Source organism: Paenibacillus sp. 453mf, assembly GCF_900116105.1.
Classification (GTDB): domain Bacteria; phylum Bacillota; class Bacilli; order Paenibacillales; family Paenibacillaceae; genus Paenibacillus; species Paenibacillus provencensis.
In genome coordinates this window covers 139,227-154,459 of record NZ_FPAC01000002.1, presented here as the reverse complement: position 1 = coordinate 154,459, position 15,233 = coordinate 139,227, and the positions used below count along the sequence as shown (strand labels likewise).

The following is a 15,233-nucleotide window of genomic DNA, read 5'->3' as shown; positions in this document are numbered from 1 at the left end:
ATAACTATTCGCTTCGAATGCATTTGATTGTAAGCGCTTTATATTGTGAGTAGAATTATATTTTATACAATGATTTCCATAAATAGGTCCTTCAGCATAAATCATATTTAAAAATCCGACTTCTTTTCTGGCAGACAAATTTATTTGGCCATTGAAGGACACAAGTTTAGCTATTAGGGGATGAATGCTTATACGAGATTGCCTTGCCCGGAATACAACTAAAAGAAGAGCCAACAAAGACCTGTGACCTGTGCAGGGCTGTTAGAAAAGAGGGGATTTTTCTTGAGAATCGATCTAGGCTGTGGACAGCAGAAATTTCCCGGATGCATCGGTATCGACATCATTCCTTATGATGGGGTCGATCTGGTCCATAATTTAAATGATCCTCTTCCGTTTAGTGACAACAGCGCTGAATTTCTTATTGCCTCACACAGCCTCCAGTATGTTCATGATTTGGACTCCGTCATGCGTGAGATTTACCGGGTATGCAAGCACAAAGCAATGATTTGTATCGTTGCTCCTTATGCTCATGTAACCGCCAATATGGTGAATCCGCTGTATAAACAGCAATTCAACGAGCATTCCCCCCGCTACTGGACACAAGACAACCACAAGCTGATTGGTGATGAGGAGCATTTCTTCTCCTGGCCGCACACATGGTCCCTCGCTGAACCCCTCCCGGGAGCTGTTCCGATTGACTTGAGACTGATCCGTATGGAATTTTTTTATTTCCCCGAATACGGAGCGTATGATGATCTGGAGCTCGTGCTGCTTCGACAGAGCCAATTAAATGTAGCTTATCAAATTATGTATCATTTTCTTGTCATCAAAGAACCCGAATTATCACAGGATCTTGAAATGTGGAGATCCTGCGAGTTGGAAGAGCCGCTGTACGTTAAGGAACAGAGGGCCTCATTCCGAAATCTACGCTATGGAGATCGATGGGTAGAGACAGAGCACCTCTCTGCTATATTAGACGCGGCAGATTCACATCATTCACTTGAAGGAAGCACTGCTGCTTCCGCCCATGACCCTCATCCGGACGGTGCTGAGCCTTCTCCTGATCCCATTCATTCAGATACCAAACGTCCCCGTGCAGCCAGAAGGAGTATCAGGGCAAATAAATCTCACGTTTCCACACATAGTAAATCAAATGAGTGGACTACAAAAAACAAACCAAGGACGCACAAGAAGAAGCCCGGGAAAAAGTAATTGATTCCCCGGGCTTTCTCATCTGTGCTTTTTTTATTGTTTCATCTTATTCCTCTCCACCCGGAACGACCCTGATATTGACGATGACCGTATAGGTCTCGCCCGAAGCAAGAGTAACGATGAACGTAATCTGATCAGGTCCAATATAATCGAGGTCCGGTATATAAGTGAAGGTGCCATTGGCATTTAGTGTGACCCGTCCGTTATTCGGCGCATCCACGAGCTGTGCTGTAGACAATCGTCCAAAAGAGTTCAGATCCCCGGATACGGAAGTATTCTCCTCTGTTCTTAGATCAATGAGCACCGTGTTGGATAACGCAACTACATTCACGGTAACTACATATAGATAGACAGCTCCTCTGGAATCGGTATATCGGATTGTAAACGTATCGCTGCCGATAAAGCCTGGATTTGGCGTATACGTATAGGTGCCGTCAGAACGAAGTCTCAGATTTCCATTCTCGGGCTGAGTATACACCTGATATACAGCTCCAGGTCCACCATCTGCTGCCCCGCTTACAGGTCTGCCCCTAGGTGTCGTCAGCTGAACTCGAATGGTCGTCTCTCCTCCCGTATTTGCCGGAGGATATACAACGACTGTAACTGTTGAAACGGCTGTACGCCCCTGGCTGTCTGTTACTGTAACCGAAAAAGTATCCGTGCCATTAAAGCCTGGATTTGGTGTATAAATAAAGCTTCCATCCGGATTCAGCTCCAGTGATCCGTTAGCTTGCGATTGCAGGATCATGTAAGTTAATGCAAGCCCTGCTGGACTGCTGGCCAGGATCTGCCCGGTGACCGGCTGACCCTGATTTGTTCCAATACCGATATCTGTCGTGATTGGTCCCGCTGTGAAAGGAGAGCTTCCCTGAAACACCGTTACCGTAGCGAAGGCCACTGCAAACAGTCCTGCGCTGTTGGTCACGATCACAGTAAAGGTATCGGTTCCGACAAAGCCCGGATTTGGCGTGTACGTAAACGTGCCGTCCGGATTGACGACCACCATGCCGTTTGTTGGTGGTATCCCCAGCGAGAACGTCAGCGCGAGTCCATTCGGGTCGTTCGCGATGACCCTACCGCTGACAGGCTGACCCTCTGTTGTTCTCACATTCACTGGAGATGCAACCGGCGAATTGCCGCCTACAATGATCGTAACAGGTGCAACTGCCGATATTCCTGCACTGTTGGTAACGATCACACTAAACGTATCTGTACCGGTAAAGCCAGGATTCGGTGTATACGTAAAAGTACCGTCCGGGCCCACAACAGCCGTCCCGTTCGTCGGCGGATTCCCGAGTGTAAAGGTCAGCGGCAATCCAGCTGGATCCTCTGCCGGTACAAACCCGGTTACTGGCTGCCCCGCTGCGGTTCCCACATTCACCGGGGTGGCGATTGGCACATCTTCACCTACAACGATGGTCACCCGAGAAATCGCGTTCTCCCCGTACAAGTCAGACACAATGATCGGGAAGGTATCAACACCCGTAAAGCCCGGGTTTGGCGTATACGTAAAGGTCCCATCCGCATTGACCACGACCGTACCATTGCTCGGTAGAGGTACGTATTGGGTGTAGATCAAAGTGCTTGCTTGCGGATCGGATGCAAGCACTACTCCGCTTACCGGCGTGTTAATCGGTGTGGTCAAGAAAATATCTGGTGCCACCGGTGGAGCAGAGAACACCGTAATGGTCACCCTACCGGTTGTTGAAGCCCCAAATGGATCTGTTACAACCACTGTGAAGGTATCTGTTCCAATAAATGCGACATCCGGCGTATACGTAAACGTTCCATCCGGGTTAACTATAACCGTACCGCTCAAAGGTGCAGTGCCGAGCGCATAAGTAAGTGGATTGCCCTCCGGATCTACGGCTGGAATTTGAGATGTTACAGGTGTGCCTACAAGTGTGCTTGTTGCAAAGTCAGATACAATTGGCGGCAGGTTCGGTATCGTAATACTGACGGTAGATACGGCAGACCCTCCTGTTCCATCCAGCACCCATACGGTAAAGGAATCTGTACCGACAAAGCCGGTATTCGGCGTATACGTGAAGCTGCCATCTGCGTTTAGTACAACGGTGCCGTTCGTAGGGAAAGATCCTATCACATAAGTCAGCGGATCGCCATCCGGATCAGAAGCAATAATCTGTCCATCTACACTTGTGTTTGGTCCCGTTTCAATAGATTGATCCTGTGTAATGGGCGGGCGACTCGTAACGGTAATCGTCACCAGGGCAATTGCCGTACCTCCCAGCCCGTCACTGACCAGAACGGTGAAGGAATCTGCGCCGACAAAGCCGGTGTTCGGTGTGTACGTAAATGAACCATCCGCATTCAAGATTACCGTTCCACTTGAAGGCGTCGAATTCAAAGTGAAAGTCAGTGGATTACCGTCCGGATCACTGGCTGTCACTGCTCCTGACACAGGTGTATTTTGGATCGTTGCCAAGCTCGCACCATCGGCTGTCGGAGGCAAGTTCAATACAGTCACTGTCACGGTACCCACCCCCGATCCGCCTGCTGAATTCACAGCCTGAACCGTGAAGCTGTCCGTGCCAATAAATCCAGTATTCGGCGTATAGGTGAATGTTCCGTCCGGATTGACAATAACTGTACCGTTCAGAGGCGGCGACAGAATCGTCACCGTCACAGGTAATCCATTGGGATCTGTAACTGTAACCTGCGAAGATACAGGTATATTGCCTCCCGTACTTATGCTCAAATCCTGGACAACCGGTGGATTAATCGCAACATCGATCGTGATTACCCCGAAGGTGATTCCACCCCGTCCGTCATTGACCATCACTGTGAAGAAATCTGTCCCGAAGAAGGCTGGATTCGGTGTATAGGTAAATGTACCATCCGGGTTAAGCAATACCGTTCCACTCACTGGAGGTGTATCTACTACATAACTAAGAGGGTCTCCATCCGGATCGCTTGCCGTTACAACACCCGAGACGGGTGCCGGCTGCACGGTACCGTATGTCGTGTTCGATACAACGGGCGGACGATTCACGACTTGGATCGTGACCGTCGATACTGCATTTCCGCCCTTCCCATCGCTCACCAGTACGGTGAAGCTGTCTATTCCGCTATAACCTGTGTTTGGCGTATAGATAAACGTTCCATCCGGATTAACCTCCGCAATTCCATTTGCTGCAAGTGACAGGATGCTGAATGTCAGTGCATCCCCGTCTGGATCTGTAGCTGTCACTTGACCGGATACCGGCGTGTTAATATTGGTGGACAGACTTAGATCCGAAGTCACCGGTGGATTATTTGTGACGGTAACATCAACCGAGGCAATAGCCGTTCCTCCCAATCCATCACTGACAAGAACGGTGAAGCTGTCTGGCCCTACATAACCGGTATTCGGGAAATAAGTAAATGTACCGTCGGTATTAACAACAACCGTTCCATTCACCGGTGAACTGAGCTGTGAGAAGGTCAGCAGATTGCCTTCTGGGTCCACCGCAGTGACCGCACCATTGACTGGCGTATTCTGCGGCGTAGTCACACTCGTCCCTGTTGCTACAGGCGGAGCATTGGTAACTGAAATACTCACGGTAGAAATGGCAGTGCCGCCCTTGCCATCATCCACCAGAACTGTGAAGCTGTCCGGTCCCACATAGCCCGAATTTGGCGTATAGGTGAATGTACCGTCCAGATTGACTACAGCCGTGCCAAAAACCGGCGCGGCATTTAGACTGAAGGTAAGCGGGTCACCATCAGGATCTGTTGCGGTCACAGCGCCAGCAACTGGCGTGCTGTTCGGCGTACTTAGACTTACATCCTGGGTTACAGGCGGACGATCCAATATGTTTACAGTAACGACAGAAGTCGCTGTTCCGCCCCGTCCGTCATCGACAAGCACGGAGAAGGTATCCAATCCGACTACGCCTGCATTAGGTGTATACGTAAACGTACCGTCAGCAGGGTTTAGCAATACGGAACCAAGTGAAGGCGGTACAGACAAGGTATAGTTCAAAGGATTGCCGTCAGGGTCGCTCGCTGGAATTTGGCCGGCAACCGGCGTATTTTGGAACGTATCCAGCGTCAGGTTGCCTGCAATCGGCGGGATATTGCTGACGTTGACGGTAACCAGTGAATCAGAGAATACGCCGCTTGTGTTGGTAACCCGGACCGTGAAGTTATCTGTACCGATAAAGCCTACATTTGGTGAATAGGTAAACGTTCCATCCGCAGGATTCAGCAGCACCGTACCATTCGCTGGCGGAACCAGCACGGCATAGGTCAGCGTCTGGCCTTGTGGATCGGTCGCAATGACCTGACCCCCAACCGGGACATCTGTGGTCGTATTCAAGGTAACATCTGAGGTTACCGGCCCATCGACAGGCACACCGATCGTAACATTAGAGGTCGCAGTACCTCCCTTGCCATCACTGACGAGCACTGAAAATGTATCTGTACCCACGAAATTCAGATTTGGGGTATACGTGAAGCTGCCGTCCGGATTCAGTACCACCGTGCCGTTTGCTGGTGGTACTGATAAGGTATAGGTCAGTGTATCTCCGTCCGGATCTGTCGCCGGGATTTGACCTGCCACCGGTGTATTGACATTTGTCGTCAGTGTCAGATCCTGTGCTACCGGAGGCTGATCAATGACGGTGATGATGGCTGTTCCTATAGCTGTACCGCCTTTGCCATCGCTGATTAGGGCTGTGAACGAATCTGTACCGACAAATCCAACTGCCGGTGTGTATGTGAATGTCCCATCCGGATTCACCACTGCTGTTCCATTCGCTGGTGGTGATTGAAGAGTAAAGGTCAGCGGATCACCGTCCGGATCGGTTGCAAGCAGCTGTCCCGGCAGCGGTGTATTTTGCAGCGTGCTGAAATTCTGGGTCTGCCCGATCGGCGGCTGATCTATCACCGTGATGAATACCGTGGATATTGCCGTGCCGCCAAGCCCATCTGATACAAGCACCGTAAAGCTATCAGGGCCGACATATCCCGTATTCGGTGTATAGGTAAATGTTCCATCCGGATTCACCACCGCGCTCCCGTTAGCTGGTACAGACAACAAAGAAAAGGTCAGCGGATCTCCATTCGGATCCGTTGCAACGACTTGACCTCCGGCAGGGAGGTTCTGAAGCGTTGATAGCGATACATCGCTGGTTACCGGGGGCAGGTTTTGCACGCTAACCGTTACCGTACCAATCGCCGTGCCGCCGAAGCCATCAGATACGAGAACGGTAAAGGAATCCACTCCAGCAAAGCCAGGGTTCGGTGTATACGTGAATGTTCCATCAGGGTTGAGAGCTACCGTTCCATTCAGCGGTGGCGAATTCAGGCTGAACGTCAGCGGATTCCCATCTGGATCGGTCGCGATCACCTGCCCTCCAGCTGGTGTATTGCCCAAGGTAGACAGTGATAAATTCTGAACAATTGGCGGCTGATTAATAACGGTAACGGTGACAACGGATACCGCTGTCCCCCCATTCGGATCACTTACCAGCACATTAAAGTTATCCACTCCAATAAAGCCAGGATTCGGCGTATATGTGAATGTGCCATCCGGGTTGACCACCGCTGTACCATTGGATGGGGCAGTCTGCAGTGTGAAGGTCAGCGGATCTCCATTCGGATCGGTCGCAACGACTTGACCTCCGGCAGGCACGCCGAGTGTAGTTGCCACACTCAGATTACTTGTCACCGGCGGCAGATTGATTACCTGTATGGTCACGGTAGAGATGGCAGTGCCGCCGCTCGGATCAGTGACCAGAACCGTGAAGGTATCTGTCCCGATAAATCCAGGATTCGGATTATACTGGAACGTTCCGTCCGCGTTCACCACTACGGTTCCATTTACTGGAGATGCGTTTAATGTAAACGCCAGTGAATCTCCATCCGGATCGGTCGCAATGACCTGACCCGTAATGAACAAATTCTCTGGAGTTATCAGATTTAAATTCTGTGCCACGGGCGGCTGATTAAGAACATGAACCGTTACAATTCCGATGGCTGTGCCTCCATTCGGATCGCTTACAAGATAGGTGAACGAATCGTTGCCCGCAAAGCCAGGATTCGGATTATACTGAAAGGTTCCGTCTGGATTGAGTACAACCGTACCGTTTGCCGGTGATGAATTAAGACTGAACGTGAGCACATCTACATTCGGATCTGTCGCTGTAACTTGACCTGTTGCAGGAGCATTCTTCGTGGTGGACACATCCAGGTTGTTGGCAATTGGCGGCTGATTAAGCACTGTTATCGCGATTGTCGAAACCGCTGTCCCTCCGAAGCCATCGCTGACCAGGACGGTAAAGGAGTCGTTCCCTACGAATCCTGTGTTAGGCGTATACTGATATGTTCCATCTGGATTGACGATTGCTGTCCCGCTTGTCGGTACCGAATTTAGAGAGAAGGTCAGCGCGTCTCCGTCCGGATCGGTACCTGTAACCTGACCGCCGACTGGAATATTTTCATTGGTGATAAGGGAATAGCTCTGTGTCGTCGGCGGCCGATTGCCGATCGCGATGCTGTTACCGTTCGATTGCGACATCCCTTGAAAAGTCGGTCCACCCGGAAGACTTTGATAATTGTAGTTCAGGTTTGCTACATTCGTTTGAGCAGATCCAGGTGGCCTGGATACGATCTGAACAGAATATATAATCGTCAGCGTCCGCCCTGGAGCCACAGTACCCAGATTGACACCGACAGTGGGGTCTGCGCCAGGTTGTACAACACCATTCACGGAGAAGGAGCCAGGGACGAACACGCCGGAAGCAGGAAATGTATCCTGCAGCAGCACTAAATTAGCAGAGGCTGTACCTGTATTGGCAGCGGTGAGTGTATACTGAACCACATCTCCGACCAGTGCACTGCTCACATTCGAGCTCTTATTGAACACAAAAAAAGGTGCATTCACATCGACTTGAAGCCCTAACGCATTTACAAGATAAGCGTCTCCTTGGGATGTAGCCTGAATGACAGCAGAAGTCTGTGAATTGACGAGCCTGGAAGAGACATCTACATTAGTAATATCCCAGCCTTGTCTTGAACCAATGACCGCATTACCTGGTGTACTATTCAGACTGCCGAACGTCCCTCTTGTATCCAAGAGTCCCAGATTATTGTTAATCTGTGAACCAAAAAAGTTGCTGACCGGATTGTTCGGACCTGAAATCGCTACAAGCGTCGCAGCTGTGGGTCCAAACCTCAGCTGATCTCCTAGTAGCTGAGGATCACCCTCTCCTGCGCTGACCATCAGTCTTCCGCTCACGACTCCGGTAACCGGTGTAGCGAATCCGGTAATCGTGGCTGTTGCCGTACCGAGGGCCTGATTCACAACCTCTGCACCAACAAATACGCTCATATTCCTTGACGGGAGGAATGGATTCTCATACACGACGGCAAGTGTCCATCCGGCGAAGTTATCATTGTTGTTAGATGCTGTTACCGTTCCGGGCACGGCTCCTGTTATATAGGTACCGGCTCCCCCTTGCTGTACAAGAGCCGTTACATTGGCCGAATTGACATAATCATTCGCTGTAGGCGCAGTATTCCGTGCTGTTGCCGGATCAGGATCAACCGAGAAGGTTCCTGCCGGCGTAGTGAATAACACAGGATTGCCGATCTGCCCAATGACGTTATTCCCCCCCGTATTATAGCTGGCTGCCCAGATCAATTCGGCATACTGCACCGTCGATCCACTCGGCAAATCCAAAATAGCGGTTGAAGCATTTTGTGTATAATCCAATGTTGTCCCAAGCGGGAAGTTGCCGACCCGAACCGATGTATTCAAAGTGCTGAAAGCACCGATGGAACCTGTATTTCCCTGATTATTCTGATTGGTTACCTTGTTGAGCCCAAGTGTATTTCCTGTAAAAGTCATACCGCCATTCATTGTTGTATTAAATCTTAATATAAAAGGCATTCTGCTCGTTTCACCTCCCAAAAGCATAAAATCCCATACAATATATTGTTCACGGCCTTGTACTATGCAGATTAATTACGGGAATAGCAAAAAGACATGATCCGGGCTATGGATCATGTCTCGCAAGATCTATATAATTCATGGCATTTAATATTTATATAATGGAATGAATCAAGTTTCATAATCCCCTTAATGAGTTATGAAATTAATTCCGCGGAATAAATACTATCCCTTCTTACATGGTTCAATGCATACAGGAGCAGGGATTTCAAGTTCATACCCAGTCGGCGTGAGATGTCCGGTCTCACTGTTCATTTTGAAGGAAACAAGGTTGTCACTGTCCTGGTTTGCCGCGATCAGGAGTCCTCCATCCAGCAGATTGATGTTTCTAGGCGTCTTACCCTCCGTAGGTACGCACTCCACGGCTGTCAGCTCACCGCTCTCCTCATTAATATGGAACAGCGCGATCGAATCATCGCCACGGTTGGATACATATAGGAAACGGCCGCAGGAGGATATGCGAATATCCGCACCTGTATTTTCCGACTGTTCTTTTTCACCCCGTGTTGAGATATGATGCGTAATCTGGAATTCTCCGCGATTCTTGTTGAAGGTTAATGCCGTAACCGTATTGTTCAGTTCATTAACAACATAAGCAAATTTCTCATTAGGGTGGATCACCAAGTGCCTCGGTCCCGAACCGGCAGGCAGCTTCAGTTCATAATGGGTCGACAGCTTGCCTTCCTGCATGCGGTACACAATAATCTGATCTAGTCCAAGGTCGCATACAATGGCATACTCCCCTGCAGGATCCGGCACGATGGAATGCGCATGCGGACCTTCCTGCCGATCTTCTCGGAAGCCCTTGCCCACATGCCCAATCTTCGCAGACATTTCTGCAGGAATGGAGGATTCATCCAGCTTATATACATTGACACTTCCACTTGAATAGTTAGCCACAAGCACATAACTTCCGCTGTGATCCACCGAAACATAACAAGGGTCGGCGCCTTCCGTCGGTTTGCGATCCAGAAGGTGCAGCTCGCTCGTCGTCGGATCTATCTTATAAGTAAACAGTTCGCCTTCCCCTGTCTCGCTGACAGCATACAATACTTCACCATTCGGATGCAGTGCCAAGAAGGAGGGGCGCTCTATTCCTGTCGCTTGGTTCACGATTCGCATTTCTCCGCTTTCTTTGTTCACGGCCACCAAATAGATACTAGGCTCTGCGGCTGCGGAATAAGTTCCCGTATAAAAACAAACTTCGTCTGATTTCTTCGCTTGTGGGTTCATCATCGATCGCTCCTTATATTCAAATAATCACTGGATAGACTACTGGAATTGATAATAATCTATTAACCACAAATGACGTCCATCCCTTCAAAAACAAGGCTGTTAACAAAAATTTCACGAAAGGACTATTGCTCTGAAATGCATTTCATAACTTAAGATGCTTATGTAAAAGCTATTGTCAGCTGTGATTATGGATTTAACTTGCAAGGAGGACATAAAAATGATACATGAAAAATTGCCGCCATTCCCCGCGGGCTTTCTCTGGGGCTCTGCTTCTGCTGCCTATCAGATTGAAGGAGCTTGGAATGAAGACGGCAAGGGACCTTCTGTCTGGGATTTGTATACCAAAATTCCAGGCACCACATATAAGGATACCAACGGCGATATCGCGGTCGATCACTATCACAGATACAAGGAAGACGTACAGCTCATGGCTGAAATGGGTCTTAAATCGTACCGATTCTCGGTCAGCTGGCCAAGAATTTATCCCCATGGTTCAGGTGAGGTGAACGAGGCGGGACTCGCATTCTATGACAACCTGATTAATGAGCTGGTCGCCCACAATATTGAGCCTGTGCTGACCCTGTATCATTGGGACGTGCCTCAGGCACTTCAAGAGCGATACGGTGCTTGGGAATCACGTGAAATCATCGAAGACTTCAATCAGTACTGCATCACCCTGTACAAAAGATTCGGAGACCGGGTGAAATACTGGGTGTCACTTAACGAACAGAATCATAATACCAATCACGCCTACATGCTTGGCATGCATCCACCGGGAATCAAGGACCGCAAGCGGTTCTACGAAGCCAACCACATCATGTTCCTTGCGAATGCGCAAGCAATTGCCTCCTTCCGCAAATATGTTCCCGACGGGAAGATTGGACCAAGCTTTGCCTATACCCCATCCTATCCGGCTTCCAGCTCACCGCAAGATATGCTGGCATATGAGAATGCCGAGGAGTTCACAAGCTATTGGTGGCTGGACGTGTATTGCCGGGGTGAATATCCCAGCATTCCGTATCGCCATCTGAAGCAGCAGGGGCTCGCTCCCGTATTTGAGGAAGGAGATCAGGAATTGCTTAAGCAAGGCATGCCGGACTTCGTAGGCGTAAACTATTATCAGACCATCACGTATGAGCACAATCCGCTGCAAGGCGGTGTTTCTTCGGGTAAAATGAACAACACCGGCAAAAAAGGCAGCAATGAATCGACCGGGGTCCCAGGACTGTATAAGACAGCGAACAATCCTCACATTGAGAAATCGAACTGGGATTGGAACATCGACCCGATTGGACTTCGTATCGGCATGCGCCGGATCACAAGCCGCTATGATCTCCCTATCTTTATTACAGAGAACGGACTTGGCGAGTTTGACAAGCTCGAATCAGATGACCGGATTCATGATGAATACCGGATCGCCTACCTTAAATCCCATCTTCATCAGTGCAAGCAGGCGATCGCTGACGGTGTGGAGCTGATTGGCTATTGCAGCTGGTCCTTTACTGACCTGCTGAGCTGGCTGAACGGCTATCAGAAGCGATATGGCTTCGTCTACGTCAATCAGGATGAGGAAGGCGGCAAGGATCTACGCCGTATCAAGAAAGACAGCTTTTTTTGGTACCAGGATGTCATTCAGACCAACGGAGAAAACATCTAGATTTTCCCTCCTCTGGATCTTCTGAGTTTACTCAATTCACTGGATTCTCTAAGTGTCCTAAATGTAACTGCACTTCTACTAAGCCCCTTCCGAGGGGCTTTTTTTGTACATGCATTTCGCGATAAACCGTATACAAGGGTATAATGTCGTTAGATCAGGAGGTGCTACATCATTGGCCAACATTAAAACAATTGCCAAGCTGGCCGGCGTATCTGTAACTACGGTGTCCCGAGTGCTGAACAATCATCCATACGTCAATGAAGCTACTCGTCAGAAAGTACAGCGTATTATGGAGAAGGAAGGATATCAGCCGAATTCGAGTGCAGTGCATTTGATCAAGGGGCAGACAAACAGTGTTGGTGTCATCGTCCCGAGCAGCCATCCCTATTTTCAAACGATATTGTCGGGCATTATGGATGAAGCGGCTAAATCCGGTTACGGTACACTGCTCTATCAATCTCGTTATGAGACGCATGAAGAACATAAGGCACTACAGCTGTTGTCCACCAAACAGATTGACGGTCTCATCTTCTGCTCCCGTGCACTTGAGCTTGAAGCCATTGCCGCTTACGCCAAGTATGGTCCAGTCGTTACTTGTGAGTATACAGAGCATGAGCGCATCGCAGCTGTTTATACCGATCACTATGAAGCCTTTCAGACGGGAATGCAGTATCTGATTCAGCACGGTCATACGGCTATCGGTTATTGTGTAGGGCGACCTGACAGTGCAAGCAGCCAGGCTCGATATCTTGCTTATAAGACCCTGCTTCAAGAGCATGGGGAGGTCTTGCGACCGGAATGGATATTTACCAATTGTACAGAGATTAAAGACGGCATCCGCGTCATTGATACCCTCATGACGATGGAGGAACGTCCGACCGCCCTGCTCGTTACAGGCGATGAGGCCGCGGCCGGGGTCATCCTGAGAGCTCAGGCCATCGGACTACGTATTCCAGAGGATATTGCGATTATCGGCTTCGACAATCTTCCGATCTCCGAGGCACTCGGTCTTACGACGATTGACCAGCATTTGCAGGAGATTGGAAGAGAAGCCTTTCGCACGTTTTACCATAGCAGGAATACGGATGTGAAGGACAACGGGCGCAGGCCCAAGACTGCAATTCCCTTTGAATTGATTGAAAGATCCAGCGTCTAATTCTGTGGTTTCTTCATGAGGGTAATTGAGATACGGCCTTCTCGCGGATCATAGTTCGACAGATCCTTGATATCGTTTAGATTATCTTGATCATGAACAGAAAAGTAGAATGTAAGGGGCTGCACGTAATTTAGATCGGGAATGAGCATGTTAAGATTATCGGCTTCCGCTATTTTAGCTACTGCTGTATAAACATTTCCTCCTGCATCTGTATAAAGATCAGAAATTTTGTATTGGACCCCTTCCCAAACAGGAAATTGAATCGTATGATAACGATGGTTTGGCTGCTCTGCATAGGTGATCCCGAAGGATTCGGGCTTCATCCCTGCAGGATACTGGACGAGCGCAGGATTATTTATATCAATTACAAGAGGAGTATCCAGGTTGAACAGCTCCTCAGCTAACGTTAGCTGGATCTCTTCATAATCATCTTCATAATAGATAGATGGAAAGATCAGGTCCGTACCTGAAATTTCAGCGACTCTGCTGCCAGAACTCGAATTCTCTCTTACCCGGTCCAGTCGAATATCCTTCAGGCTCTCTATCCCTTTTTCATTGTTTATATCAGGCTTGATCTTTACCCGCGTATAATCCGAGCTGATCGTTAACCCGGTAATATAGTATGTCTGGCCTTCAATTGTAAAGCTCTCATCCAGTGTAATCTCTTTGGCCGGCTGCTCAACCTCATGAGGGTAATCTGTTTCCAGCGTTACTGTATGAGGCTCATCCCCCTCCACCTCAATATTAAATTGGAGCAATGCGCCTTCAGTAGTAACCGTCGAATTGGTTCTATTAAATATGACAATCCCCTTCTCGTGGTCCTCCGTCGATTCCAGAACGACTTGATCCTGTAAATACCCTAACAGCAGCAAAGTTGATCGATCCAAAATAGATCCGTCCACGATTGAGTTCGTAATCTTCGCGTCATCCTTCTCCAACGTATACCACAGGATAGTTTCATTGCCATTATCTATAGCCCCATCAATAATAAGCCGCGAACCACCGTTCAGTTCCATCGCATATCCGAGCGTCTTGTAATCCCCATCTTCCACTCGCGATCTGAGATACTCATTGCTGGTTGGATCACGATGAATCAAGCTTTCATCCGGGACGACTCTTGTGCCGGAGAAGTTTAGAGACGCATGAATCTCCTTCTCGCGGAAAGGGTTTAGAACAATGATAACCAGGACAACTACACCAAGCGATACACCCAGCGCCCAGCTCCATACCTTCTTGTTACTGCATTTAGGGAGGATGCCCTCTCGAGCATTGAGCAGTCCCTTCTGCACTGCTGCATCCGCGTCGTTACTCAATTCCACCGACTTCAAGTATTCTTTTTCCTTGGAGAAGTGCCTGCGAATATAAGACGAGACCGCCGCCGCTTCGCCTTCCCCCATCTCTTTCGCCATAGCATCCAACATCTCATCAAGCCGATTTGAAGCCGTCTTCTCCGTTCTTGATATGTATTCGGCAATCTCAGCTATAGGTTGTTCTGCAATATAAGTCAGCAGAAATATGACACTCTGTTCAAAGCTCATCCGGCTGATGAGTGTCTCCACCAGGTCTGCTTGGTTGCTGCGCATCATCTGAACATACTCACCAGATGCAGCAGCCGGGTAAGCTACCTTTTTTAAACTTGCCGCAGTCCCATCAGGTTTACTCACTGCAACTGCTGCTTCTACTGCAACACTCGCTCCATTCGCCAACCTCAACCGTTTGGCGTAGAGCACCATATTACGAAGCAAGGCAGTCACGAGATCCTCTCGCTGCTTCCCTGCTTTGACCTGATGCCAGGTGATGGACACCGTGGTTGTTACGAGTACACCTGCGGTATTCTTATTCCGGGATAGGGCATAGGCCGTGACAAACAGATGAGCAGCATGACGTTTCGTCAAATGCTCATAAGCATCGAAATTTCCACTTAACGCCGTTGTCTCTAAATCCCGTTCGTTCATCTCATCAAAACCGTGCACCGAATCACCTCTTTTTCAAATCAGATTGTGGAGGTCTTCTGC

General features: G+C 49.1%; 6 protein-coding genes. 3 read left to right on the top strand and 3 right to left on the bottom strand.

The genetic code is table 11. The features are described from left to right. Positions 1-282 precede the first annotated feature (282 nt). Entirely contained in the window at positions 283-1,212 is a 930-nt protein-coding gene (locus BM415_RS14950) for a class I SAM-dependent methyltransferase (RefSeq protein ID WP_170862501.1), read from the top strand. Positions 1,213-1,258: 46 nt separating this feature from the next. Here the strand turns inward: BM415_RS14950 and BM415_RS14945 are convergent, their stop codons facing one another. After that, positions 1,259-9,109, bottom strand: coding sequence for an Ig-like domain-containing protein (locus BM415_RS14945; RefSeq protein WP_170862500.1), 7,851 nt, complete (start codon positions 9,107-9,109; stop codon positions 1,259-1,261). A 225-nt stretch (positions 9,110-9,334) separates the two neighbouring features. Next, a complete protein-coding gene (locus BM415_RS14940; protein WP_244533406.1) occupies positions 9,335-10,405 on the bottom strand; it encodes a lactonase family protein in 1,071 nt (356 codons plus the stop codon). Positions 10,406-10,622: 217 nt separating this feature from the next. On the opposite strand from BM415_RS14940, the gene BM415_RS14935 reads away from it, so the two are divergent. Both BM415_RS14935 and BM415_RS14930 read left to right on the top strand, forming a co-directional pair. Continuing rightward, entirely contained in the window at positions 10,623-12,062 is a 1,440-nt protein-coding gene (locus tag BM415_RS14935; protein WP_091159443.1) for a glycoside hydrolase family 1 protein, read from the top strand. 172 nt (positions 12,063-12,234) lie between these two features. Continuing rightward, a complete protein-coding gene (locus tag BM415_RS14930; protein ID WP_091159441.1) occupies positions 12,235-13,218 on the top strand; it encodes a LacI family DNA-binding transcriptional regulator in 984 nt (327 codons plus the stop codon). On the opposite strand, the gene BM415_RS14925 is transcribed toward BM415_RS14930, so the two are convergent. Beyond that, positions 13,215-15,191, bottom strand: a complete 1,977-nt coding sequence (locus BM415_RS14925) for an RNA polymerase sigma factor (RefSeq protein ID WP_091159439.1) — start codon at positions 15,189-15,191, stop codon at positions 13,215-13,217. The genes BM415_RS14930 and BM415_RS14925 overlap by 4 nt on opposite strands. Between the last annotated feature and the right edge of the window lie 42 nt (positions 15,192-15,233).